The organism is Micromonospora marina, from assembly GCF_900091565.1.
Classification (GTDB): Bacteria; Actinomycetota; Actinomycetes; order Mycobacteriales; family Micromonosporaceae; genus Micromonospora; species Micromonospora marina.
In genome coordinates, this window is record NZ_FMCV01000013.1 from 1 (window position 1) to 22,254 (window position 22,254).

Annotated in this window: 25 protein-coding genes and 1 pseudogene; 12 read left to right on the forward strand and 14 right to left on the reverse strand. The window is 72.8% G+C overall.

Annotated elements, in window-relative coordinates; all coding sequences use genetic code 11:
• Window positions 1-322 (forward strand): annotated as a pseudogene (locus tag GA0070215_RS16380) (IS110 family RNA-guided transposase); the annotation flags it as partial.
• A gap of 137 nt (window positions 323-459) precedes the next feature.
• Here the strand turns inward: GA0070215_RS16380 and GA0070215_RS16385 are convergent.
• On the reverse strand, window positions 460-1,551 hold the full coding sequence (locus GA0070215_RS16385) for a UDP-N-acetylmuramate dehydrogenase (RefSeq protein WP_018789232.1): 1,092 nt from the start codon (window positions 1,549-1,551) through the stop codon (window positions 460-462).
• Between the two features lie 70 nt (window positions 1,552-1,621).
• On the opposite strand from GA0070215_RS16385, the gene GA0070215_RS16390 reads away from it, so the two are divergent.
• The 7 genes from GA0070215_RS16390 (at window position 1,622) to GA0070215_RS16420 (ending at window position 9,147) form a co-directional block, all read left to right on the forward strand.
• Window positions 1,622-2,377, forward strand: coding sequence for a maleylpyruvate isomerase family mycothiol-dependent enzyme (locus tag GA0070215_RS16390; protein ID WP_018789231.1), 756 nt, complete (start codon window positions 1,622-1,624; stop codon window positions 2,375-2,377).
• Between the two features lie 177 nt (window positions 2,378-2,554).
• Window positions 2,555-3,859, forward strand: coding sequence for an ABC transporter substrate-binding protein (locus tag GA0070215_RS16395; protein WP_091047018.1), 1,305 nt, complete (start codon window positions 2,555-2,557; stop codon window positions 3,857-3,859).
• A gap of 70 nt (window positions 3,860-3,929) precedes the next feature.
• Complete coding sequence (locus GA0070215_RS16400) at window positions 3,930-4,919, forward strand: carbohydrate ABC transporter permease (protein ID WP_018789229.1); 990 nt, start codon at window positions 3,930-3,932, stop codon at window positions 4,917-4,919.
• Window positions 4,916-5,749: a carbohydrate ABC transporter permease gene (locus GA0070215_RS16405; RefSeq protein WP_018789228.1), complete on the forward strand. Its 834-nt coding sequence runs from the start codon at window positions 4,916-4,918 to the stop codon at window positions 5,747-5,749. The genes GA0070215_RS16400 and GA0070215_RS16405 overlap by 4 nt, the downstream gene beginning before the upstream one ends.
• Complete coding sequence (locus GA0070215_RS16410; protein ID WP_018789227.1) at window positions 5,746-7,113, forward strand: GH1 family beta-glucosidase; 1,368 nt, start codon at window positions 5,746-5,748, stop codon at window positions 7,111-7,113. The genes GA0070215_RS16405 and GA0070215_RS16410 overlap by 4 nt, the downstream gene beginning before the upstream one ends.
• Window positions 7,114-7,132: 19 nt before the next feature.
• Complete coding sequence (locus GA0070215_RS16415; RefSeq protein ID WP_091047022.1) at window positions 7,133-8,134, forward strand: LacI family DNA-binding transcriptional regulator; 1,002 nt, start codon at window positions 7,133-7,135, stop codon at window positions 8,132-8,134.
• Window positions 8,135-8,241: 107 nt separating this feature from the next.
• Window positions 8,242-9,147 carry a GNAT family N-acetyltransferase gene (locus GA0070215_RS16420; protein WP_091047026.1) on the forward strand — a complete coding sequence of 302 codons (906 nt, stop codon included), beginning with the start codon at window positions 8,242-8,244 and terminating at the stop codon, window positions 9,145-9,147.
• On the opposite strand, the gene GA0070215_RS16425 is transcribed toward GA0070215_RS16420, so the two are convergent.
• Both GA0070215_RS16425 and GA0070215_RS16430 read right to left on the reverse strand, forming a co-directional pair.
• Entirely contained in the window at window positions 9,140-9,658 is a 519-nt protein-coding gene (locus tag GA0070215_RS16425; RefSeq protein WP_018788018.1) for an O-acetyl-ADP-ribose deacetylase, read from the reverse strand. The two genes, GA0070215_RS16420 and GA0070215_RS16425, sit on opposite strands and share 8 nt — an antisense overlap.
• A gap of 1 nt (window position 9,659) precedes the next feature.
• Window positions 9,660-10,451 carry an EI24 domain-containing protein gene (locus GA0070215_RS16430; protein ID WP_091047028.1) on the reverse strand — a complete coding sequence of 264 codons (792 nt, stop codon included), beginning with the start codon at window positions 10,449-10,451 and terminating at the stop codon, window positions 9,660-9,662.
• 103 nt (window positions 10,452-10,554) lie between these two features.
• Here GA0070215_RS16430 and GA0070215_RS16435 point away from each other — a divergent pair, with 103 nt between their 5' ends.
• Window positions 10,555-11,544: a helix-turn-helix transcriptional regulator gene (locus tag GA0070215_RS16435; protein ID WP_091047033.1), complete on the forward strand. Its 990-nt coding sequence runs from the start codon at window positions 10,555-10,557 to the stop codon at window positions 11,542-11,544.
• On the opposite strand, the gene GA0070215_RS16440 is transcribed toward GA0070215_RS16435, so the two are convergent.
• Window positions 11,535-12,449 carry an SDR family oxidoreductase gene (locus tag GA0070215_RS16440; RefSeq protein WP_018788015.1) on the reverse strand — a complete coding sequence of 305 codons (915 nt, stop codon included), beginning with the start codon at window positions 12,447-12,449 and terminating at the stop codon, window positions 11,535-11,537. The genes GA0070215_RS16435 and GA0070215_RS16440 overlap by 10 nt on opposite strands.
• A gap of 76 nt (window positions 12,450-12,525) precedes the next feature.
• Here GA0070215_RS16440 and GA0070215_RS16445 point away from each other — a divergent pair, with 76 nt between their 5' ends.
• Window positions 12,526-13,197: a nucleotidyltransferase domain-containing protein gene (locus tag GA0070215_RS16445; protein ID WP_091047036.1), complete on the forward strand. Its 672-nt coding sequence runs from the start codon at window positions 12,526-12,528 to the stop codon at window positions 13,195-13,197.
• A gap of 4 nt (window positions 13,198-13,201) precedes the next feature.
• On the opposite strand, the gene GA0070215_RS16450 is transcribed toward GA0070215_RS16445, so the two are convergent.
• Window positions 13,202-13,651 carry a VOC family protein gene (locus GA0070215_RS16450; protein ID WP_018788013.1) on the reverse strand — a complete coding sequence of 150 codons (450 nt, stop codon included), beginning with the start codon at window positions 13,649-13,651 and terminating at the stop codon, window positions 13,202-13,204.
• A gap of 43 nt (window positions 13,652-13,694) precedes the next feature.
• Here GA0070215_RS16450 and GA0070215_RS16455 point away from each other — a divergent pair, with 43 nt between their 5' ends.
• The gene (locus tag GA0070215_RS16455; protein WP_091047040.1) at window positions 13,695-14,294 is read left to right on the forward strand and encodes a CGNR zinc finger domain-containing protein; all 600 of its coding nucleotides are present in this window, start codon (window positions 13,695-13,697) and stop codon (window positions 14,292-14,294) included.
• Between the two features lies 1 nt (window position 14,295).
• Here the strand turns inward: GA0070215_RS16455 and GA0070215_RS16460 are convergent, their stop codons facing one another.
• From GA0070215_RS16460 to GA0070215_RS16480, 5 genes are all read right to left on the reverse strand, one after another.
• Window positions 14,296-15,033, reverse strand: a complete 738-nt coding sequence (locus GA0070215_RS16460) for an alanyl-tRNA editing protein (RefSeq protein ID WP_018788011.1) — start codon at window positions 15,031-15,033, stop codon at window positions 14,296-14,298.
• Window positions 15,034-15,044: 11 nt separating this feature from the next.
• Window positions 15,045-15,932, reverse strand: a complete 888-nt coding sequence (locus GA0070215_RS16465) for an alpha/beta fold hydrolase (RefSeq protein ID WP_091047043.1) — start codon at window positions 15,930-15,932, stop codon at window positions 15,045-15,047.
• The gene (locus GA0070215_RS16470; protein WP_013288803.1) at window positions 15,929-16,243 is read right to left on the reverse strand and encodes a DUF2516 family protein; all 315 of its coding nucleotides are present in this window, start codon (window positions 16,241-16,243) and stop codon (window positions 15,929-15,931) included. The genes GA0070215_RS16465 and GA0070215_RS16470 overlap by 4 nt, the downstream gene beginning before the upstream one ends.
• Window positions 16,244-16,315: 72 nt before the next feature.
• Window positions 16,316-17,086 (reverse strand): hypothetical protein, encoded by a 771-nt coding sequence (locus tag GA0070215_RS16475; protein WP_091047047.1) that lies wholly within the window; start codon window positions 17,084-17,086, stop codon window positions 16,316-16,318.
• The gene (locus tag GA0070215_RS16480) at window positions 17,083-17,709 is read right to left on the reverse strand and encodes a helix-turn-helix domain-containing protein (protein ID WP_091047052.1); all 627 of its coding nucleotides are present in this window, start codon (window positions 17,707-17,709) and stop codon (window positions 17,083-17,085) included. Before GA0070215_RS16480 ends, GA0070215_RS16475 begins: the two co-directional genes overlap by 4 nt.
• A gap of 114 nt (window positions 17,710-17,823) precedes the next feature.
• On the opposite strand from GA0070215_RS16480, the gene GA0070215_RS16485 reads away from it, so the two are divergent.
• A complete protein-coding gene (locus GA0070215_RS16485) occupies window positions 17,824-18,621 on the forward strand; it encodes an alpha/beta fold hydrolase (RefSeq protein WP_091047300.1) in 798 nt (265 codons plus the stop codon).
• A 43-nt stretch (window positions 18,622-18,664) separates the two neighbouring features.
• Here GA0070215_RS16485 and GA0070215_RS16490 read toward each other — a convergent pair whose 3' ends face one another.
• The 4 genes from GA0070215_RS16490 to GA0070215_RS16505 form a co-directional block, all read right to left on the reverse strand.
• Window positions 18,665-19,624, reverse strand: a complete 960-nt coding sequence (locus tag GA0070215_RS16490; protein ID WP_091047055.1) for an asparaginase — start codon at window positions 19,622-19,624, stop codon at window positions 18,665-18,667.
• A 94-nt stretch (window positions 19,625-19,718) separates the two neighbouring features.
• Window positions 19,719-20,561, reverse strand: coding sequence for a beta-keto acid cleavage family enzyme (locus GA0070215_RS16495; RefSeq protein WP_091047059.1), 843 nt, complete (start codon window positions 20,559-20,561; stop codon window positions 19,719-19,721).
• Between the two features lie 112 nt (window positions 20,562-20,673).
• The gene (ygfZ, locus tag GA0070215_RS16500; protein WP_091047061.1) at window positions 20,674-21,783 is read right to left on the reverse strand and encodes a CAF17-like 4Fe-4S cluster assembly/insertion protein YgfZ; all 1,110 of its coding nucleotides are present in this window, start codon (window positions 21,781-21,783) and stop codon (window positions 20,674-20,676) included.
• The gene (locus GA0070215_RS16505) at window positions 21,780-22,187 is read right to left on the reverse strand and encodes a Fur family transcriptional regulator (RefSeq protein WP_018788003.1); all 408 of its coding nucleotides are present in this window, start codon (window positions 22,185-22,187) and stop codon (window positions 21,780-21,782) included. The genes ygfZ and GA0070215_RS16505 overlap by 4 nt, the downstream gene beginning before the upstream one ends.
• Window positions 22,188-22,254: the final 67 nt, after the last annotated feature.

Genomic DNA, 22,254 nt, shown 5'->3' on the forward strand with positions numbered 1-22,254 from the left:
AGGCGGGACCGGCAAGGGCAACCCGTACCTCAAAGGCGCCCTCGGAATGGCCGCCGCGACAGCCGCCCGCAGCCGCACCACGTTCCTGTCCGCACGGTACCGACGTCTGGTCACACGCCGGGGCAAGCGCAAGGCCCTGGTCGCCGTCGCCCGGTCCATCCTCGTGATCATCTGGCACCTACTCGCTGACCCGACGGCCCGCTACCACGACCTCGGCGCCGACTTCCACGACCGCCGGATCAACACCACCCGCAGGACCAACAGCCTCGTCCGACAACTCGAATCCCTCGGCCACACCGTCACCCTGCAACCCGCCACCTGACACCCCACACCCCAACCCACCCGCGTCGACCCACCGACGCCGGGCCACCCCCGCGCGCCCAAAACCCACCGTGGTACAGGTCATTTACCGGTCAGATCGGCGGGCGCGGGGGTCCGGGGGCGAGGGCGGGGGCGGGGTCAGATGGTGCAGTTGATGAGGACCGGCTCGGGGTGGAGGGTCACGCCGAAGCGGGACTGCACGCCGTCGCGGATCTCGCGGGCCAGCGCCACCAGCGCGGCCGTACTGGCGGCGCCGGAACGGTTCGTGAGCGCGAGCGTGTGCTTGCTGGAGATCGCGACACCCTCGGGGCCCGCGTACCCCTTGCCGAACCCGGCCTTGTCGATCAGCCACGCGGCGCTGACCTTCACCGTCCCGTCGGCGCCCGGCCAGTTCGGCGGCTGCCCCAGGTCGGCGGCTCGTTCCCGTACCTGCTCGAACACCTCGGCCGGCAGGACCGGGTTGGTGAAGAACGAACCCACCGACCAGGTGTCCGGGTCGGCCGCGTCCAGCACCATGCCCTTGCCGGCGCGCAGCCTGCGCACCGTGGCGCGGGCGTCGGCGAGCGGCACCCGGTCACCGACCTCGACCCCGAGTGCCCGGGCCAGCTCGGCGTAGCGGACCGGGCCGGAGCGCGGGGACCGGGTGAGCCGGAAGTCGACGGTGAGCACCACCCAGCGGTCGCTGTACTTGAAGATGCTGCCCCGGTAGACGAACCCGCAGTCGGCTGCGGTGATCCGCACCACCTCACGGCGGGTCCGGTCGTACGCCTCGACGGCGACGATCGTCTCGGCGACCTCCTGGCCGTACGCGCCGACGTTCTGGATCGGGGTGGCGCCGGCCGACCCGGGGATGCCGGAGAGGCACTCGAGCCCGGACCAGCCGCGCTCGACGGTGGCGGCGACGAGGTCGTCCCACGGCTCGCCGGCTTCGACGCGTACCGTGACGGTGTCGCCGTTCTCCGCGACGACCCGGAACCCCCGGGAGCGCACGAGCACGACGGTGCCGGGGAAGCCCTGATCGCCGATCACGACGTTGCTGCCGCCCGCCAGCACCAGCACGGACTGCTCCCGGGCTTCCGCTTCCTGCACTTTTAGTACGATCTGGGCGGCGTCGTCGGCGATCTCCAGCCGCCCGGCGGGGCCACCGAGGCGGAGTGTGGTGTAGCGCGCCAGGGTGGCCGGATCGGTCGGGTCACCGGCAGTAGCCGGTTCGGCGTAGACGTCTGACACGCCTTTCACCCTAGGCTGAGGGGTAGCCGGCGCACCCACTGGTGGCCCGGTCACCCCCGGGAGGATGGCGATGAGCAGACTGCACCACACGAAGGACTTCTGGATCGGCGCGCTGCGGACGGAGGGCCCCGCCTTCGCCGCGGCGGTGGCGGAGGCGCCGCCCGAGACACCCGTGCTGTCCTGTCCCGGCTGGACGGTCACCGACCTCGCTCATCACCTGACCCGCGCGTACGCCTGGGCGGGCACGGTGCTGACCGCGGGCATCGCGACCCGCCCGGAGCGGCACGACCCGGAGCCGCCCGCGGGCCTGACCGCGGCGCAGTGGTACGCGCAGGAGTACGAGCGGGTAAGCGCGTTGCTGGAGGCGACGGATCCGGAGGCGCCGGCGTGGAACTTCGCGCCGCAGCCGAAGAAGGCGGTCTTCTGGCCGCGCCGGCTGGCGCACGAGACGGCTGTGCACCGCTGGGACGCCCAGCTCGCGATCGGTGCGGGTGATCCGATCGAGGCGAAGCTCGCGGCCGACGGGGTGAGCGAGGTGCTGGACACCTGGCTGCCGGCGGGGCGGCGGACGCATCCGGGACAGTGGCGCGGCGTGGTGCAGCTGAACGCGACCGATGCCGCCCAGGAGTGGTACCTGCGGTTGCGGGGCGAGGGGGTCGCGCTGCTGGACACCGCGACGATCCTCGACCACGACGACCACCACGCGCGGGCGCAGGTGGCAGGCACGGCGAGCGATCTGTTGCTGGCGCTGATGGGCCGGATCAGCTTCGACACGCTGGACGTGGCGGGCGACCGGTCCCTGCTGGGCGGCCTGCGGGTCGGCTGAGGAGGGGCACCGGACGGAGGGGGGCGGTCGTCGCCCCTCTCCTTTCTTTTCGGATACCTCTGAGAGCGCTCTCTTGACAAGGTCCACGACCCTCCACCACGCTGTCGCGAGAGCGCTCTCTTAGTTCTGGCACCGCCTTCCACCACCCGTTTCGACGACCCGAGAGGTCAGGACAGCATGCTCACCTTCACGCGCCGCCGCCTGGCGGCGGTTGCAGTGGTCGCCGCCACCGCGTTGCTCGGCACCACCGCCTGCGGCGGCGGCGACGATGCCGCCGACGGGCCGATCACGCTCACCGTCGACGTCTTCGGCCAGTTCGGTTACGCAGATCTCTACCAGGAGTACATGACCGCCAACCCCGGCGTGAAGATCGTCGAGCGCGGCACGGGCGGCAACCTCGACGAGTACTCCCCCAAGCTCACCCAGTGGCTCGCCGCGGGCAAGGGCGCCGGCGACGTGGTCGCCATCGAGGAGGGCCTGCTCGTCGAGTACAAGGCCAACCCGCAGAACTTCGTCAACCTGCTCGACCACGGCGCGGCCGACCTGAAGGGCAACTTCCTCGACTGGAAGTGGAACCAGGGGCTCACCGCCGACGGCAAGCAGCTCATCGGCCTCGGCACCGACGTGGGCGGCATGGCGATGTGCTACCGGACCGACCTGTTCGCCAAGGCCGGCCTGCCCACCGACCGGGAGGCCGTGTCCAAGCTCTGGCCCACCTGGCAGGACTACATCAAGGTCGGCGAGCAGTTCACCGCGAAGAAGACCGGCGCCTCGTTCCTGGACGCCGCGACGAACACCTTCAACACGATCCTGCTCCAGACCGCCGGCAACAGCAGCGGCTACAGCTACTACGACACCGGCAACAACCTGGTCGTGGGCAGCAACCCGGCGGTGAAGCAGGCGTACGACACCACGATGGACATCATCGACTCCGGGCTGTCCGGCAAGTACGGCTCCTGGTCCGAGGAGTGGGTGTCGGCGTTCAAGCAGTCGAAGTTCGCCACCATCGCCTGCCCGGCCTGGATGACCGGCGTGATCGAGGGCCACGCCGGCGCGGGCGCCAAGGGCAAGTGGGACATCGCGCAGATCCCCGGCAACGGCGGCAACTGGGGTGGCTCGTTCCTCGCCGTGCCGAAGCAGAGCAAGCACCAGGCCGAGGCGATCGAGCTGGCCAAGTTCCTGACCAGCGCCAAGGGCCAGATCGGCGCGTTCAAGGCGAAGGGCCCGCTGCCGTCGTCCCCGCAGGCGTTGGACGACCCGGCGATCATGGACTCGAAGAACGCCTACTTCTCCGAGGCGCCGGTCGGGAAGATCTTCGCCGAGGGCGCCAAGAGCCTGAAGCCGGTCTACATGGGACCGAAGAACCAGGCCGTACGCACCGAGGTCGAGAACGCCGTCCGCAGCGTGGAACTGGGCAAGCGCTCCCCGGAGCAGGGCTGGAGCGACGCGGTCGCCAACGCCGAGAAGGCCGCCGCCAAGTAACCCGAGCAGCGCGTGCGGGCGGCCACCCGGCCACGGGGGCCGCCCGCACGGCGGAAAGGAGTCCCGGGTCATGGCCGTCCAGCTCGACGCCCGCCCGCCGGTCGCACCGGCACCCCGCCCTGCCCGTCCCGGCCTGGGCAACCGGCTCAGCCGGATCGACACCAAGTACTCGCCGTACCTGTTCATCGCCCCGTTCTTCCTGCTGTTCGGCGTCTTCGGGGCGTACCCGCTGGCATACACGTTCTGGGTCTCGCTGCACGACTGGGACCTGCTCGGCGCCGACCACCCGTTCATCGGCTTCGACAACTACACCCAGTTGCTCGCCGACCCGGACTTCTGGCACTCGGTGGTCAACACGCTGGGCATCTTCGTGATCTCCACGGTCCCCCAGCTGCTCGCCGCGCTCTGGCTGGCCAACCTGCTCAACCGGCAGCTGCGCGCCCGCACCACCTGGCGGATGGCGGTGCTGATCCCGAACGTCACCTCGACGGCCGCCGTGGCGATCGTGTTCGCGGTGCTGTTCGGCCGCGAGTTCGGCATGATCAACTGGCTGCTCGACCACGTCGGGATCAGCGCGATCGACTGGAAGGCGAACCGGTTCGCCGCCTGGGTCGCCATCTCCACCATGGTCGACTGGCGCTGGACCGGCTACAACGCGCTGATCTTCCTGGCCGCCATGCAGGCCATCCCCCGCGACCTGTACGAGTCGGCGGCGATCGACGGCGCCGGCCGGGCCCGGCAGTTCTGGTCCATCACGGTGCCGCTGCTCAAGCCGACGATCATCTTCGCGGTCATCATCTCCACCATCGGTGGCCTCCAGCTCTTCACCGAGCCGCGGATGTTCAACTCCGGCACCAACGCGATCCGCGGCGGGCCGCTGCGGGAGTCACAGACGGTGACCATGTACATGTTCGAGAACGCGTTCGCGCCGCACTACAACTTCGGCTACGGCTCCGCAGTCGCCTGGCTGCTGTTCGCGCTCATCGCAGTGGTCGCGGCGATAAACGTCCTGCTCCTGCGCCGACTCGGCGGCGGCTCCCGCAAGGAGGTCTCCCGATGACCCGCCTCTGGTCGGCCAACCGGCTCACCTACCTGGCGCTGACCCTCTCGGCCGTCCTGTCGATCTTCCCGATCTACTGGATGTTCGTGGTGGCCAGCCGGACCAGCGACACGATGGGCCAGGTGCCGCCGCCGCTCACCCCCGGTGGCAACCTCGGCGCCAACATCGCCCGGCTGTTCGACAACACCGACGCCTACTTCCTGACCGGCCTGATCAACTCGGCGATCGTGGCGACCACCGTCACGATCTCGGTGGTGTTCTTCTCCACGCTGGCCGGGTTCGCGTTCGCCAAGCTGCGCTTCCGCGGGCGCAACGCGCTGCTGCTGGTCATCGTCGCCACCATGATGGTCCCCACCCAGCTCGGCGTGATCCCGCTCTACCTGCTGATGACCAAGCTGAACTGGAACGACCGGCTGCCCGCCGTGATCGTGCCGGCGCTCGTCACCGGCTTCGGCGTGTTCATGATGCGCCAGTACGCGGGCCAGGCGGTCAGCACCGAACTGATCGAGGCGGCCCGGATGGACGGCTGCAACACCGCGCGGATCTACTGGAACGTGGTGCTGCCCGCGCTGCGCCCGGCCGCCGCCGTCCTCGGCCTGCTCACGTTCATGACCACCTGGAACGACTTCCTGTGGCCGTACGCGGTGCTGAACGACCCGGAGAACCCCACCGTGCAGCTGTCGCTGCGGGCCCTCTCCGACGGGTACTACCAGGACATGTCGCAGGTGTTCACCGGCACAGCCATCGCCACGCTGCCGCTGCTGCTGGTGTTCGTCGTCTTCGGCCGCCAGATCATCGGCGGCATCATGGAAGGTGCGGTCAAGGCATGAGCAACGTCCGATTCCCGGAGGGCTTCGTCTGGGGCGGGGCCACCGCCGCGTACCAGATCGAGGGCGCCGCCCGCGACGACGGTCGCGGCCCGTCGATCTGGGACACCTTCAGCCGTACGCCCGGAGCGGTGTTCGCCGGACACACCGGCGACGTGGCCTGCGACCACTACCACCGGTACGCCGAGGACGTCGCGATGATGGCCGAGCTGGGACTGCGGGCGTACCGGTTCTCGGTGTCCTGGCCCCGGGTACGGCCGGACGGCACCGGCCCGGTCGAGCCGCGCGGGCTCGACTTCTACGACCGGCTGACCGACGCGCTGCTGGACGCCGGCCTCGACCCGATCGTGACGCTCTACCACTGGGACCTGCCGCAGGCGCTGGAGGACCGGGGCGGCTGGACGGTCCGGGAGACCGCCGAACACTTCGCCGAGTACGCGCTCGCCGTGCACAGCCGCCTCGGCGACCGGGTGCGCACCTGGACCACGCTCAACGAGCCGTGGTGCTCGGCCTACCTCGGGTACGGCTCCGGCGTGCACGCCCCGGGCCGGCGCGACGCCGGTGACGCGTTCCGGGCCGTACACCACCTGCTGCTCGGCCACGGCCTGGCGGCGCGGGCGTTGCGCGCGGCCGGCGCACAGACGGTCGGGATCACGCTCAACCTGGCCGACGTGCAGCCGGCGGACGCGGGCAGCGACGCCGACGCGGAGGCGGTCCGGCTCGTCGACGGCCTGCACAACCGGATCTTCCTGGACCCGCTCACCGGCGGCGGCTACCCGGCGGACGTGCTGGCCCACGTCGGCCGGATCGTCGCGCCCGACTTCATCAGGGACGGGGACGAGAAGCTGATCGCCGCGCCGCTGGACCTGCTCGGCCTGAACTACTACGCGCCCACCTACGTGGCCGGGCGGGCGGGCGGTGCCGGCGGCGACGCGTACCCGGGGACCGCCGGGACCGTCGAGTTCCTGCCGCCGGCCGGACCGCTGACCGAGATGGGCTGGTCGATCGAGCCGGCCGGGCTCACCCGGCTGCTGGAACGGGTGGCGGCCGACCACCCCGGACTGCCGCTGATGGTCACCGAGAACGGCGGGGCGTTCCCGGACACCGGCCTCGACGAGCACGGCGGGGTGGCCGACGCCGACCGGGTCGCGTACCTCGACGGGCACCTGCGCGCGGCGCACGAAGCCATCGCCCGCGGCGTGGACCTGCGCGGTTATCTCGTATGGTCGGTGCTGGACAACTTCGAATGGGCCGAGGGTTACCGGAAGCGGTTCGGGATCGTCCACGTCGACTACCTGACCCAGCGGCGCACACCCAAGCGCAGTGCCCGCTGGTACCAGGAGGTGATCGCCCGGAACGGGCTGTGACGAGATGGTGGGAACGGGGATGACACAGCGACCGACCCTGGAGGCGGTGGCCCGGCTGGCCGGCGTGTCCCGGGCCACCGTCTCCCGGGTGGTGAACGGCTCGACCACTGTCGCCGAGCCGATCCGGCAGGCGGTACGCCGGGCCGTCGAGGAACTCGGGTACGTCCCGAACCTCGCCGCCCGCAGCCTGGTCACCCAGCGGACCGACTCGATCGCGCTGGTGCTGCCCGAGGCGGCCACCCGGGTGTTCTCCGACGACCAGGTGTTCCCGGGCATCATCCGGGGCGCGGCACAGGAACTGGAAGCGGCGGACAAGCAGCTCGTGCTGATGCTCGCCGGCTCGCCGGCCGGGCACGAACGGGTCGAGCGGTACACCACCGGGCGGCACGTCGACGGGGTGCTGTTCGCCTCGCTGCACGGCGAGGACCCGCTGCCCGGCCGGCTGGCCCGCCTCGGCATCCCGGTGGTGTGCAGCGGACGACCACTGGACGGCGCCGACGTGCCGTACGTGGACGTCGACCACGAAGGCGGCGTGAGCACGGCGGTCCAGCACCTGATCGCCGGCGGGCGTCGCCGGATCGCCACCATCGCCGGACCGCAGGACATGGTCGCCGGGATCGAACGGCTGATCGGCTACCGCAGCGCGATCACCGAGGCCGGGCTGCCGGAGCTGGTCGCGTACGGCGACTTCACCCGGGAGTCCGGCACCGCCGTGATGCGTGAGCTGCTCGCCGCCGACCCGGACCTGGACGCCGTGTTCGCCGCCTCCGACCTGATGGCGCACGCCGCCCTGCGGACGCTGCGGGAGGCCGGTCGACGGGTGCCCGAGGACGTGGCGGTGATCGGGTTCGACGACATCGAGACGGCCGCGTACACCGAACCGCCGCTGACCACCGTGCGGCAGCCGATAGTCGAGCTGGGCCGGTCGATGACCCGGCAGCTGCTGCGCATCGCGGCGGGCGAGGAGGTCGAGCAGGCGCTGGTGCTGCCGACCGAGCTGATACTGCGCGAGTCCGCGTAAGGAAGGGCCCCCTCTTAACGCCTCAGGTAGAGGAGGGGGCCCTTCTTAACAGCCCGCCCCGCGCTAACCGGTCGCGGCGGGGCGGCGACGGGGCTAGGGTCCGCCGGATGAGTGGAGCCGAGATCCGTCCTGCCCGCCCCGACGACGCGCCCGCCGTGGTGGCGTTGCGCGCGCTCGTCTACCCGTACATGGTGCGCGGTGTCGAATCGACCCGCCGCATGATCACCGAACCACCGCCCGGCGAGGACTGGGCCGGCTGGGTCGCCGAGGCGGACGGCGAGGTGGTGGGCTGGGCGTCGGCGTACCGCAACACGCAGACCTCGACTCCCGGCGTGGGGGCGATCTCCCTGCTGCACGTACACCCGGCGCATCGCCGTCGGGGCACCGGCACGGCGCTGTTCGACGCCGCGCTCGGGCACCTGCGGACGCTGGGGTCCACCGAGGTGCTCACCTACGCGCATACCGAGTCGCTGCCGTTCGCGCAGCGGCACGGCTTCACGCCCAGCCGGGAGGTGCGCTACTCGGCGCTGGACCTGAGCACGCCCCCGCCGGTGCCGCAGGTGCCGCCGGGCGTACGGCTGGTGCCCGCCGCCGGGCTCGACCCGCGCCTGGTGCACCGGGTCGACGCGGAGGCGTCCCGGGACGAACCGGGGGACGTGCCGACTGATGCGCTCGGCTTCGACCTGTGGCGGTACGAGTGCTGGGACAACCCGGGGCTGGACCGGGAGGCGAGCACACTCGCCGAGGTGGACGGGGAACTGGCCGCGCTCAGCCTGGTCCAGCGGGACGGCGACCGGATGTGGTCGGACTTCACCGGCACGCTGCCCGCGTACCGGGGGCGAGGGCTGGCCCGCCTGACCAAGCAGGCCGCACTTCACCGTGCGGCGGCGCGCGGGGCACGCACCGCGTACACCTCGAACCACGAGGTGAACGCCCCGATGCTGGCGGTCAACGAGCGGCTCGGCTACCGGCCGGTGGACAGCCAGTGGTCGTGCCGGCGCACGCTCAGCTGAGCCCGGCGGCCACCCGCACCGCTGTCGCGTACGTGTCGGCGCCGAACAGCACCAGCCGCGCCTCGGTGACGTGCTCCGGGGTGGCCGCGTGCAGCACGGTGATCGCCTGGGCCACCGCGTCCTCGACCGGCCAGCCGTAGATCCCGGCGGAGATCAGCGGGAACGCGATCCGTGTCGCGCCCAGCCCGTCGGCGGCGCGCAGGCTGTTGGCGTAGCAGTCGCGCAGCAACGCCGAACGGTCCTCTCCTGGCGAGAAGACCGGCCCGACGGTGTGCACCACCCAGCGCGCGGGCAGGTTGCCGGCGGTGGTGGCGACGGCCTGGCCGGTGGGCAGCCCGCGCCCGTACCGGGAGGCGCGCAGCGCCCGGCACTCCTCCAGGATCGCCGGGCCGCCGCGCCGGTGGATCGCGCCGTCCACTCCGCCGCCGCCGAGCAGCGACGAGTTGGCGGCGTTGACTATCGCGTCGACCTGCTGCGCGGTGATGTCCCCCTCGACCAGGACGGTGTCCATCTCAGTTCTCCTCGATCGGCTGGCCCAGCGAACGGCGGGCCAGCAGCGCGGCCCCGGCGACGGCGGCCGGCATGACCAGCACCGCGCCGAGCGGGATCAGGAAGCACAGGAAGACCGCCACCCCGAAGCCGAGCGCCGCCGGCCGGTCGGCCCGCAGCCGCGCCCGCCGGTCCGGCAGCCGCATCCCCCGCCGGTAGAACGGTGCACCGACCAGCTCCAGCGCCAGGAACCAGCCACCCACTCCGGCGCCGACCACCGGCACGACCGTCTGTCCCACCACCGGGATGAAACCGGCCGCGAACAGGGGTACGCCGATCAGCGCGGACAGCGCCACCAGGCGCAGCGAGTCGGCGAGGCTGCGCCGCAGCGAGGACCAGAACGGCACGTCCACCGCGCCCGGGGTGCCGCCGAGCCTGTCCTCGACCCGCTCGGAGATCGCCTCGTAGAACGGGTCACCGATGACCAGCGTGACGGCGGTGAACGTGAGCACCCCTACCAGCCCGGCGACCCCGACCACGGCGAGCCCGGCGGCGACCCGCAGCAGGTTGCGCCAGGGCGACGACCAGTCGTCGGCGAACGGGGTGAGCCACCCCGCCAGGTCGTCCACGAAGTAGATCAGCGTGGCGAACAGCGCCACGTAGAGCGCCCCGGTGATCAGCGCCGGGATCACGCCGAGCAGCATCAGTTTCGGGCTGCGGACGTACATGCCGAAGCCGCGCAGCAGCAGCCCGGCGCCGCCGAGGAAGCGGGTGGCCGCGCCGGTGACGGGCGCGACGGTACGGGAGGCGTTCACGACGGCACAGCCTAGTGGGCTCGCGCACGAACCCGGCCTGTTAGGAGGGGCCCCCTCCAATCCGTATGCGTTAACAAGGGGCCCTTCCTTACACAATGGGGGGGTGCGTGCGTCCCGGCTGATCTCGCTTGTGCTGCTGCTCCAGTCCCGGGAGACGATGACCGCCGCCGAGCTGGCCCGCGAGCTGGAGGTGTCCGAGCGGACCGTCTACCGGGACGTGCTGGCGCTCTCCGCCGCAGGTGTCCCGGTGTACGCGGACCGGGGCCGGGCCGGCGGCTACCGGCTGCTCGGCGGCTACCGGACCCGGCTGACCGGGTTGAGCCGGGACGAGGCCGAGGCGCTGTTCCTGGCCGGGCTGCCCGGACCGGCCGGTGACATGGGACTGGCCGACTCGGTGGCCGCCGCCGAACTGAAGGTGCTCGCCGCGCTGCCGCCGAGTCTGCGGGATGCGCCCGCGCGTACCGGGCAGCGGTTCCACCTGGACGTGCCCGGCTGGTTCCGGGAGACCGCGCCGCCGCCGGCCCTCGCCGAGCTGGCCCGGGCGGTCTGGCGGGACCGGATGGTCGAGTTGCGCTACCGGCGCGGGGACCGCGAGGTGACCCGCACGCTGGCACCGTACGGCCTGGTGCTGAAGAACGGGGTCTGGTACCTCGTCGGCCGGGTCGGCGACGCCTGGCGGACGTACCGGGTGGACCGGGTGACAGCGGTCGAGGTGGGCGCCGACGGCTTCGACCGGGACGAGGACTTCGACCTCGGGGCGTACTGGCGGGAGCAGGCGGGCGCGTTCCTGCGCGAGCTGCTGCGGGAGCGGGTCACCGTGCGGCTCGGCCCGGCCGGGTTGCGGGCGCTGCGGCACCTGGTGGACGCGCCGTTCGTCTACACCGAGGCGGTGGACGCGGCCGGGCCGCCGGACGAGCAGGGCCGGGTGGTGCTGCGGCTGCCGGTCGAGTCGGTGGACGTCGCGTACAGCCAGTTGCTGGCGCTCGGCCCGGAGGTGGAGGTGCTGGCGCCGCCGCAGCTGCGGGCGCGTTTCGCCGAGGCGGCCCGCCGCGCGGCGGCGCTCTACACCGATCCGCCGTCGGGTCAGCGGTAGCCGTCGGGGTCGGCCGGCTTGCCCGGCTTGACCACCTCCTCGTAGTAGCGGGCCCAGTGCGGGCGGCTGCCGTCGACGTCGGTGAAGCCGTACACCTGGGCCAGGCCGCCGCTGTCCAGCGACTGCCCGTTCCAGCGGGCCCGGTCCGGGTCGGCGGCCAGGGCTGCCACCGCGCGCCCGACGAGCGCCGGCGTCTCCGACATGACGAAGTGGGGCTCGGTCTTCGCGGCGTCGCGCCAGGTGGCCTCGGTGACGCCGTAGTGGTCGAGCATCGCCTCCGAGCGCAGCCACCCGGGCGTGAGCGAGACAGCGGTGCAGCCGTGCGGGGCCAGCTCGTGCGCCTGGCTGAAGCCGAGCCGGTTCACCGACACCTTGGCCAGGTCGTAGAAGACCGACAGGCGGTACTCCCGGTCGTTGTGCTCCTTGGTGCCGTCGCCGACCTCGACGACCAGGCCGCCCGGGTTGCGGATCATCAGCGGCAACGCGAAGTGGCTGGTGATGATGTGCGTGTCGACCGCGAGACGCAGCATGCGGAAACCGGCGTCGAGCGGCTGCTCCCAGACCGGCTTCTCCCAGGTGATCAGCGGATCGCCGCCCCAGACGTCGTTCACCAGCACGTCGAGGCGGCCCTGCTCGGCGTCGATCCGCTCGACCAGGGCGCGTACCTGCTCGGGGTCGAGGTGGTCGACAGCGACGGCGATTCCGGTGCCCCCGGCGGCGGTGACCAGCTCGGCGGTCTCCTCGATGGTCTCCGGCCGGCCCATCTCGGAGCGGCGCTCGCGGGTGGTGCGGCCGGTGGCGTAGACGGTGGCCCCGGCGGCGCCGAGCTGCACGGCGATCTGCCGGCCGGCGCCCCGGGTCGCGCCCGCGACGAGCGCGACAGTTCCGGTCAGTGGTGAGTTCATGGGATCACCGTGTCACCGATACCTGACAGCGGAAGTCCGGTTTCCCGGAAGACCCGGATGGGCGATCATCACCGGTATGCACCTGCTGTTGTCCGGGATCGTCGGCTCGGTCGCGTACGGGCTGGCCGGTCCCGGCTCGGACACCGACCGGATCGGCGTGTTCGCCGCGCCCACTGTCGCGTTCCACGGTCTGCGCCCGCCCCGCGAGTCGGTCGTGACGACCGAGCCGGACGTCACGCTGCACGAGGCGCGCAAGTACGCGCTGCTGGCGCTGAGTGGCAACCCGACCGCCACCGAGCTGATGTGGCTGCCCGAGGACTGCTACGAGACCCGGACCGGGTTCGGCGCAGAGTTGATCACCATCCGGTCGGCCTTCCTGAGCGCGCCCCGGGTTCGCGACGCCTACCTCGGGTACGCCTCGCAGCAGTTCCGCAAGCTCGCCAGCCGGAGCGCCGATGTCGGCGGGCGGCGACGCTCGGCGAAGCACGCCCGGCACCTGGCCCGGCTGCTGCACCAGGGCCGGGTGCTCTATGCGACGGGCGTGCTGGAGATCCGTCTCGCCGACCCGGAGTGGTTCCGCGCGTTCGGCGAACGGGTCGCCGGTGGCGCGCTGGACGAGGCGCAGGCCCTGGTGGCGACCGCCGAGGCGGAGTTCGGCCGCATCCGCTCGCCGCTGCCGGAACGCCCGGACGAGGAAACAGTGGAACGCTGGCTGCTCGCCGTCCGGGCGGCTCACCTGCCGCGCTGAACGATCACTGCACGTCGAACTCGTTGCCCTCCGGGTCGGCCATCGTGGTGTGCTCGCTGCCCCGGTCGGCGACCTCGGCCAGCACCGTCGCGCCGAGCGCGGTCAGCCGCTTCACCTCCGCCGCCCGCCCCTCCGGGCCGACGTGCAGGTCGACGTGGAGGCGGTTCTTCCCCCGCTTGGGCTCGGGGACGGCCTGGAACAGGAACCGCCGGCCCAGCCCGGTGCCGCTGGCCGGGTCGACCGGGTCGTCCGGGTGGCGTACCGCCGCCAGCTGGCGCCACGCCTTGCGGCCGTCCACCTCGACGTATGCCTCCGGCGGCACCGCACCGGCGGCGGCCAGCCGCTCGATCAGCACGCTGTTGTCCTCGACCTGATAGCCGAGCGCCTCGGCCCAGAAGCGGGCCAGCCCGATCGGGTCGGCACAGTCGATGACGAGTTTCCAGTCCCGCGCCATACGTCCTCCGTGGTCAGCTGGTGTAACCAGTTATAGTGGTTACGTGACGAACGGCGCAAGCGGACTCACCCTGACCACTCCCGAAGGCACGAGATACCGCTTCGACCCGGGCGCACTCTGCCTGGAGCTGCTGACCACCGGCGGTCCGGGCGTGTTCGCCCGCTACGAGGTGCTGCACCGGCCGGACGACCTCGCGGGCTGGCTGGCCGTGTCCCGGCTGCGCCTGGACCCCGCCACCGTCACCGTCGACGCGGACGACCTGGCCGCCGCCCGCCGGCTGCGCGACGCGCTCTGGCGGGTGGCGCAGGCGCGTACCCGCGACGAGGCCCCGCCCGCCGCGGACCTGGCGGTGGTGAACGACGCCGCGGCCGGGCTGCCGCTGAGCCCGCAGGCCGGTCCCGACGGCAGCCGGTCCTGGCGTACGCCGCTGACCGGCGCTCAGGTAGTCGCGACGTTCGCCCGGGACGCGGTGGACCTGCTCACCGGCCCGTATGCGGCCCGGATCCGGGAGTGCGGCGCACACGACTGCCAACTGGTCTTCGTGGACACCTCGCGGCCGGGGCAGCGCCGCTGGTGCGCCATGGAGCGCTGCGGCAACCGGCAGAAGGCACGCGCGCTGCGGTCCCGGCGCGCGCCCGGGTGAATCAGTCCGCCAAGCGCACGCGTACCCGGCGGTTGGCCCGGCCCTTGCTCTCCACCTTGACCACCTGAACCTTGCCGATCTGGGCGGTGGACGCGACGTGCGTGCCGCCGTCGGCCTGCACGTCCAGCCCGACGATGTCGACGATCCGCACCTCCTGCTCCTCCGGCGGGATCAGGTTCGACTGGGTACGGATGATGTCCGGCAGCGCGAGCGCCTCGGCGCGCGGCAGCACCCGTACGGCCACCGACCGGTCGGCGGCCACCTCGGCGTTCACCAGCTCCTCGATGCGGGCTTTGAAGTCCGGCGGCACCTCGGGGAGGTTGAAGTCCATCCGCGCCTCGCCCGGCTCCATGTTGCCGCCGGTCACCAGCGCGCCGAAGTCGCGGAACACCACGCCGCAGAGCACGTGCAGCCCGGAGTGGGTACGCATCAGCATGCTCCGGCGGGCGTCCTCGACCGCGCCGACCACCTCGGTGCCGACCGGCGGCACCGGGTCACCCTCGGCCGGGATCAGCCAGAGGTCGTCGCCCTTGCGGGTGCCGACGATCCGGGTCTGTACGCCCTGCCAGAGCAGCACGCCGTGATCCGGCGGCTGCCCGCCGCCGCCGGGGTAGAACGCGGACCGGTCCAGCACGACGCCCCGCTCGGGGTCGGCCGCCAGCACCCGGCACGTCCACTCGCGCAGGGTCGGGTCGGCGAGGTCGAGCCGGTGCGTACGGCCGTGGTGTGTGACGCCCATGGACGGCGACGTTACCCGTTCAGGAACTCCGAGACGCGCTCCCGCAGGTCGGCGCGCTCGGTCCAGAGAACGCCGGGACGGTCGTACACGTGCAGGGTGGCGTTCGGGAGCGCGGCGGCGAGCCGTTCGGCGACGGCGACCGGGTGCAACTCGTCCTCGGCGGCGGCGATGACCAGGGCCGGCGCGGCGACCGCGGCGAGCGACCCGGCGTCGTCGAGCGGAGCCTGGGCGGGCAGGTCGGCCAGTCCCGGTGCGAGCCCGTCGCGTAGCAACTGGTCGAGTCGCTGCCGCAGGTACGCCCACCCGGCTGGGGTGTTACGCACCGACGGCGGCAGCTCCAGCGACACCGCGTCGGCCAGCGCCGACGCGTCGCCCTCGGCCACCGCGTCGAGCAGGCCGGTGAGCCGGGCGCGGGCCGCCTCACCACGCGGCTCGTCCAGCACGGCGGGCAGGAAGAAGACGAGTCTCTCGAAGCGTTCCGGGCTCTCCGCGAGCAGCCGGCAGAGCGCACCCGCGCCGAGGCTGGCGCCGAACGCCCGGGTCGCGCCGCTCAGGTCCGCCATCGCGCGCAGGTCACGGGCGAGGTCCAGGTAGCTCCACGGCCCGGGCGGGGAGTCGGAGCGGCCGTGCCCGCGGAACTGGAAGAAGACGCGCCGCCCAGCGATGCCACTGCCGAACGGACGGGTGGTGGCGATGCCGCTGCCGAGCCCGTGCGCGAACACGGTGACCGGGTCACCGGTGCCGGTGACCAGCCGTTCCAGGCTCACCCCGTGCGGGGTGGCGACCAGCTCCGTCTCCGGCTCGGGGAGTGCGGGACGCCCGGTCCGGGGCGCGCCGGGGCCGGGCCCCCAGGTGCGGGGACCGCCGTCCGGCGGCGGGGGCCAGCGGAAACCTCTCACCAGGACCCTCGGCCGTCGTGCAGGTCCCGCAGGCCGGGCCGCACGTCGAGCAGGTAGATGAGACCGGCCGCGATGCCGATCAGTCCGAACAGGCTGATCGGGCCGAAGCCGAGCAGGGTCAGCAGCAGGCAGACCGCCAGGATGGCGACCCAACCGCCCTTGGGCAGCGTGCCGAGCGCGGCGAAACCGTCGCCGCGCTGGGTGACCGCGTGCACCAGCGCCACTCCCTGTACGACCAGGGCGAAGACGAGCAGGATCAGCTGGATCACATCTTGGACTGCGAACGCGAAGATCGGCGCGGCGATGGCCATGGGGGCAAGCTTATGCCGAGACCCCGGAAACGTCCGACAAGACGTTGTCCGGGGTCCGGGTGGAGCTTCGGGTCACTCGGCGGCCGGGCGGGTCCGCTTCGTGGTCTTCGGCAGCTTCGCCGACGGGGTGGCCGGCTCGGCGGCGGTCGTCTTCGTGGCGGCCTTGGTCGCGGTCGCCTTGGTGGCGCGGGTGCGCTTCACCGCGGCCGGCTTGGCGGCCACCGCCTCGGCCACCTCGGCCGGGGTGGGCGCCTCGGTCGTCGCGGCGGCCTTCGGCGTGGTCTCCGGCCTCGGGGCGGTCTCGGTCTTCGTGGCGACCTCGGTGCCGGTGGCCTCGGTGGCCTCGATGTCGGCGTTCACCGTGTCGGCGGCCTCCAGCACCCCGGCACCGACGACGCGCTCACCGCGGGCGACCAGCTCGGCGTACGCGGCCAGCGCGCGCTCCTGGGCGGCGTGCGCGCCGGCCACCACGACGGCGGCGTTGCGGGTGGCGGCCTCGCGGAGCTTGTCCAGGGCGGCGGCGTCCCGCAGCTTGTCCAGGTTGGCGGCCTCGCGCAGCTTCTCCAGGTTGGCCGCCTCGCGGAGCTGGTCGAGGTCGGTGGTGACGGCCCGCTCGCGCAGCCCGGTGGCGGTCTGGTTGGCGGTCTTCAGCGTCTCGGTGGCCTTCTGGCGCAGTTCGAAGCCGGTGACGACGGCCTTGCCGCCGAGGTCGGCGACGACCCGGGTGCCGAGACCGCTGACCACTGTCGGCAGCTTGCGCAGCTGCTCCAGGGCCAGCTCACCGGCGCCGGCGGCGGCGTAGAGGGGTGCGGGAATGCGGTTGGTCTTCGGCTGGGTGGTCATGACTGCTCCTCCTCGGCCGCACCGGCGGCCTTCCGGGCCGCCCGGCGGGCGGCCGTCTGCTCAGGGGCGGCGGTGGTCGGAGCGGGCGCGGCGCCCGCTTCGGTGACGGCTACGGATTCGAGGACCGCCTCGGTCGGCGTGCCCTCCGGCGTGACGGGACCGGTCGCGGCCGCCGCCACCGTCGCCGGGGCCTCCGGCGCGGTGGCCGCCTCGGTCGTGGTGGCCGTCTCGGTCGTGGTGGCCGTCTCGGTCGTGGTGGCCGCCTCGGTCGCCTCGGCCAGGCGGGCGTTCTCGCGCCGGAACGTCTCGTAGATCTGGGTGAGCGACTGCTTCTGGGCCATGGTCAGCTCGGGGTCGACGGCGATCGCCGCGAGCACGCCCTGCCCCTCCTTGTCGTCCAGCAGCCCGGCACGCAGGTACATCGCCGGGGTGGAGACCCGCAGCGCGCTGGCGAGCTGCTGCAGCACCTCGGCGCTCGGCTTGCGCAGTCCGCGCTCGATCTGGCTCAGGTAGGGATTGCTGACGCCCGCCTGCTCGGCGAGCTGGCGCAGTGAAATCTTCGCGTTCCGCCGCAGGTCGCGAATGAACCCGCCGACATCGGGAAGGTCCTTGCTGGTGGCCATGACTCAACGCTAACCCGGCCTGCTAACTCCTGCAAGCAAATCGCTAGCCAGAGTTAGCAGGGTCACTGGAGGTGGGTTGCGGACCCCGTGTCCCGGTCCGTACCGTTCTCCCCCGTGACCAAGATCGATATCAACGGTGCCAAGCTCGCGTACGACGAGAGCGGCACCGGAACCGCCGTGGTGCTGCTGCACGCCGGCATCGCCGACCGGCGGATGTGGCGCGGGCAGATCCCGGCGCTCGCGCAGCGACACCGGGTGCTCGCCCTGGACCTGCGCGGCTACGGCGAGTCGGAGCTGCCGCCCGCGCCGTTCGCCCACCACGACGACGTGATCGGGCTGCTCGACGCGCTGGGCATCGAGCGGGCCGCACTCGTCGGCTGCTCGTTCGGCGGCCGGGTCGCGGTGGACACCGCGCTCGCCCACCCGGAGCGGGTCTCGGCGCTGGCGCTCCTCGGCGCTCCGGTCTCCGGCACGGAGTGGTCCGAGGAGACCGAGCAGCTCTGGGACGAGCTGGTCGGCGACGTGGACCCGGAGGACTTCGCCGCCACCGCCGCCGGGGAGGTGCGGTTCTGGGTCGTCGGCCCGACCCGGAGCCCGGAGGACGTCGACCCGGAGCTGATCCGGTTCGCCGAGGAGATGGACCGCCGGGCGCTCGCCGCCGAGCAGGCGCTGAGCGCGATCGAGGTGGGCGAGCTGGACCCGCCGGCCATCGACCGGCTGGGCGAGCTGCGCGTACCGGTGCTCGTCGGCACCGGTGCCGACGACCTGGCCGACATCCGCCGCCTGGCCGACCGCATCGCCGACGAGGCCCCGAACGGTGTACGCATGCAAGACGTCCCCGATGCCGCCCACCTGCTCCCCCTGGAGCGCCCCACCGAGACGAACGCCGCCCTCCTGCCTTTCCTGCCCTGACCTTCTCGCCCTCTCACCGAGATCGGGTGGGCGGGGTGCGGGGTCACCAGGCGGGGCGGATGGCGCCCACCGGAAGGCCGCCGCCGAGCAGGGGCGACTCGGCGTACTCGGTGAGCACGGGGGCGCGCACGTTCAGGCGAGCCAGGGCGGACACCAGGACGGGCGTGCGGGCTCTCGCCGCACCGTCATCGATCTTCAGGGCCACGGCGCCGACCTCCGGGACCGCCGCCGCGATCACGCCCTCCGCGCCGATCTTGGCGAGCAGGCCGGGTACGCCGCGCATCAGCCGGGTGTCCTCCGCCTGGGTGCCGCCGACCAGTTCCGGGTACGCCCGCATCGCGTCCGCCACCGTCCGCTCCACGGTGCCCGGCTCGGCACCGACCAGCCGCAGGAACGCCCGCGCCAACCCGGTCAGCGAGACCGCGAGCACCGGCGCGCCGCAACCGTCGACGCCGACCGCCGCTGCCCGCTCCCCGGTGACCTCCTCGATCGTGGCGGTCAGGTGCTGCTGGAGCGGGTGCTCCGGGCGCCAGTAGCCGTCCAGCGGCCAGCCCGCGGCCAGGCAGGTACGCAGCATGCCGGCGTGCTTGCCGGAGCAGTTCATCAGCACCCGGGCCGGACCGCCGCCGGCCCGCAGCACCGCCTCCCGGGCGGCCTCGCCGAACGGCAGGTCCGGCGGGCAGTGCAACGCCTCCTCGGTCAGGCCGGCGTCGCGCAGCAGCGCTGTGACCCGCTCGACGTGGAACTCCTCACCCGCGTGGCTCGCCGCGACGAGCGCCACGTCGGCCGGACCGGTGAGCGGCAGTCCGGCCCGGAGCATGCCGACCGCCTGCATCGGCTTGCTGGACGAGCGGGGGAAGATCGGCGAGGTGACGTCGCCGGCCCCGGCGACCGGCTCGCCGGCGGCGTCGAGCACCACCACGGAACCCCGGTGGACGCCCTCCACGAATCCGGACCGGACCACCTCGGCGAGCGGCACGCCGCCCTCGTACGTTTTTCCCACGGTATGGACCGTACCGAGGGGGCGGACCCGACAGGCGGCGGGGTGACCTGCGACGGCGGACGTACCGGTACGGGGTCGCCGCCGGGTGTGCCGCTTACCGGGCGGCGGCCGGGAGGCCGAGCAGCGTACGGGCCTCGGCAGTGGTCAGCGGAGGCCGCTGGGCGAGCTGGGCGAAGCCGACCGCCCGCGCGACGAGCTGCATGTTGGACTCCACCGGGCGTCCCTTGGCGTACGTGACAGTGTCCTCCATGCCGACACGCAGGTGGCCGCCGGTCGACAGCGAGGCCAGCATCACCGGGATGGTGCTGCGCCCGATGCCGGTGGCCGAGAACGTGGTGCCCTCGGGCAGGTCGCGCAGCATCTGCTGGGCCGCCACGAGCGTCGCCGTGGTGCCCGGCATGCCGCCCGGCACCCCCATCACGAAGTCGACGTGCACGTGCCCGCCGTGCGGCGGGCCGTACTTGCCGAGCAGCCGCTGCAGGGCGGTGAGGTGGCCCAAATCGAAGATCTCGTACTCGGGGACGACGCCCCGCTCCTGCATCCGGGTGTGCAGGTCGACGATGAACTCCCACCGGTTGAGGAACACGTCGTCGCCGAAGTTGACGGTGCCCATGGTGCAGGAGGCCATGTCCGGCCCGGCGTCGAGCACCGCGAGCCGGGCGGACTCCGGGTCGGTCACCGCGCCGCCGGAGGAGAGCTGCACGATCAGGTCGGTGCTCTCCCGCAGCGCCGCCACGGTGTCGCGCAGCCGCCCCTGGTCGAGCGTGGGCCGCGCGTCGTCGTCGCGGATGTGGACGTGGATCACGGCGGCGCCGAGCGCCTCGCACTCCTTGGCGGTCAGCAGCAGCTCGTCGAGCGTCACCGGCAGCGCCGGCACCTCCGCCTTCGCCGACTCCGCGCCGGTGGGGGCAACCGTGATCAACGTCCCTGTCGTCATGCCCCGGATCCTAGACGGGCGCCCGCCGCCGGGTCGACCGGAGGATTTCCGGCGTAAGCGGTGTTAAGAAGGGGCCCTTCCTCTACCGGAGGCGTTAATAGGGGGCCCTTCCTTACATGTCAATGGCGGCGGCGCTGTCGCCGACGAGCAGGCGCGCGTCGTCGGGCGTGTTGCGCTTCAGGACCGCCAGCGCCACCTGACCCAGCTCGTAGTGCTGCACGGCGGTGCCCACGAAGCCGACGGTCCGGCCGTCGAGCGTCACCGGCGTACCGGCGGCGGGCGGCTGGTCGCTCGCCACGCCGTCCAGGTGCAGCAGCACGAGCCGGCGGGGCGGCTTGCCCAGGTTGTGCACCCGGGCGACCGTCTCCTGCCCCCGGTAGCAGCCCTTGTCCAGGTGCACGGCCGGGGCGATCAGGTCCACCTCGGCCGGGATCGTCCGGTGGTCGGTGTCCACGCCGGCCCGGGCCCGCTTGGCGGCCACCCGGATCGCCTCGTACGCCCACAGCCCGGCCGCCGGCACCCCGGCGCCGCGCAGCTCCGCCACCACCCCGGCCATTGCCGCCCGGGGCACGAGCAGGTCGACGCCGAGCGCCACCCGCCGGGCCCAACCGCCGATCGGGAGCGGCTTGACGTCGTACACCACTGAGGGCCGCGCGGGCAGCTCACCGGAACGGAATTTCGGGCCCGGCACCGCTGCCACGTCGGGAGCGGCCAGCCCGGTGACGCCGAGCGTGTCGAGCGCACCGGGTGCCTCCGGCCCGACGAGCGACAGCAGCGCGTGGTCGGCGGTGGCGTCGCGCGGGTCGACATTGCTGAAGAACCGCATCTTCTCCAGGTACGACAGCAGGCCCTCGGTCATTCCCGGCTCGGTGTCCAGCCAGGTGGTCTCGCCGTCGTCGGCGACCATCGCGTGCTGCTCGACGTGCCCGTGCGGGGAGAGCACCAGCAGCTCGGTGCCCTGCCAGGGCGCCAGCGCGGCCAGGTGCTGGCTGGTGAGCGTGTGCAGCCAGCCGATCCGCTCCTCGCCGGGCACCGCGACCACGCCCCGGTGCGAGCGGTCGACCAGGCCCACGCCGGTGGCCAGGAGCCGCTGCTCGCGCATCGGGTCGCCGTAGTGGGCGGCCACCGGGCCGACGCCCGCCGTCCGGTGGGCCGGTTCCGGCTGGTCCCGGGTCTGGTCGTCGATGGCGTCGGTGGCCACCGCGCCCGCGATGTCGATCATGTGCGTTCCCCGTCCTGTGTGCAGCGGCCGCAGACCCCGAAGAGCGCGACATGCCCGATGTCGACCTGGAACCCGCGCTGCTCGTCCAGCTGGTCGGCGAGCGGGCGGAGCATCTCCGGGGAGATCTCGTCGATCGCCCCGCACTCCCGGCACACCAGGTGCACGTGCTGGTGCTCACCGGCCGCGTGGTAGGTCGGCGAACCGTGCGACAGGTGCGTGTGCGTCACCAGGCCGAGCCGTTCCAGCAGCTCCAGCGTGCGGTAGATGGTGGTGATGTTGACTCCGGCCGCCACCTCGCGGACCGCTGTGTGCACCTGCTCCGGGGTGGCGTGCCCCAGATCCAGGACGGCCTGGAGCACCAGTTGCCGCTGCGCCGTCAGCCGCAGCCCGCGCGAGCGGAGCATTTCCGCGAGGGAGGATTCGGACACCCTTCGATCATAGTTCGGCCGCCGCGCCGGCCGTCCCACCGCC

Excerpts from the sequence above, each read along its gene's own strand:
- GA0070215_RS16420 (WP_091047026.1), top strand. The coding sequence starts at position 8,242 with ATGAGTGGAGCCGAGATCCGTCCTGCCCGCCCCGACGACGCGCCCGCC.
- GA0070215_RS16495 (WP_091047059.1), bottom strand. The coding sequence starts at position 20,561 with ATGACGACAGGGACGTTGATCACGGTTGCCCCCACCGGCGCGGAGTCG.
- GA0070215_RS16425 (WP_018788018.1), bottom strand. The coding sequence starts at position 9,658 with ATGGACACCGTCCTGGTCGAGGGGGACATCACCGCGCAGCAGGTCGAC.
- GA0070215_RS16480 (WP_091047052.1), bottom strand. The coding sequence starts at position 17,709 with ATGGCCACCAGCAAGGACCTTCCCGATGTCGGCGGGTTCATTCGCGAC.
- GA0070215_RS16410 (WP_018789227.1), top strand. The coding sequence starts at position 5,746 with ATGAGCAACGTCCGATTCCCGGAGGGCTTCGTCTGGGGCGGGGCCACC.
- GA0070215_RS16400 (WP_018789229.1), top strand. The coding sequence starts at position 3,930 with ATGGCCGTCCAGCTCGACGCCCGCCCGCCGGTCGCACCGGCACCCCGC.
- GA0070215_RS16450 (WP_018788013.1), bottom strand. The coding sequence starts at position 13,651 with ATGGCGCGGGACTGGAAACTCGTCATCGACTGTGCCGACCCGATCGGG.
- GA0070215_RS16475 (WP_091047047.1), bottom strand. The coding sequence starts at position 17,086 with ATGACCACCCAGCCGAAGACCAACCGCATTCCCGCACCCCTCTACGCC.
- GA0070215_RS16390 (WP_018789231.1), top strand. The coding sequence starts at position 1,622 with ATGAGCAGACTGCACCACACGAAGGACTTCTGGATCGGCGCGCTGCGG.
- GA0070215_RS16460 (WP_018788011.1), bottom strand. The coding sequence starts at position 15,033 with ATGGGCGTCACACACCACGGCCGTACGCACCGGCTCGACCTCGCCGAC.
- GA0070215_RS16445 (WP_091047036.1), top strand. The coding sequence starts at position 12,526 with ATGCACCTGCTGTTGTCCGGGATCGTCGGCTCGGTCGCGTACGGGCTG.
- GA0070215_RS16440 (WP_018788015.1), bottom strand. The coding sequence starts at position 12,449 with ATGAACTCACCACTGACCGGAACTGTCGCGCTCGTCGCGGGCGCGACC.
- GA0070215_RS16505 (WP_018788003.1), bottom strand. The coding sequence starts at position 22,187 with ATGCTCCGCTCGCGCGGGCTGCGGCTGACGGCGCAGCGGCAACTGGTG.
- GA0070215_RS16415 (WP_091047022.1), top strand. The coding sequence starts at position 7,133 with ATGACACAGCGACCGACCCTGGAGGCGGTGGCCCGGCTGGCCGGCGTG.
- GA0070215_RS16470 (WP_013288803.1), bottom strand. The coding sequence starts at position 16,243 with ATGGCCATCGCCGCGCCGATCTTCGCGTTCGCAGTCCAAGATGTGATC.
- GA0070215_RS16405 (WP_018789228.1), top strand. The coding sequence starts at position 4,916 with ATGACCCGCCTCTGGTCGGCCAACCGGCTCACCTACCTGGCGCTGACC.
- ygfZ (WP_091047061.1), bottom strand. The coding sequence starts at position 21,783 with ATGATCGACATCGCGGGCGCGGTGGCCACCGACGCCATCGACGACCAG.
- GA0070215_RS16395 (WP_091047018.1), top strand. The coding sequence starts at position 2,555 with ATGCTCACCTTCACGCGCCGCCGCCTGGCGGCGGTTGCAGTGGTCGCC.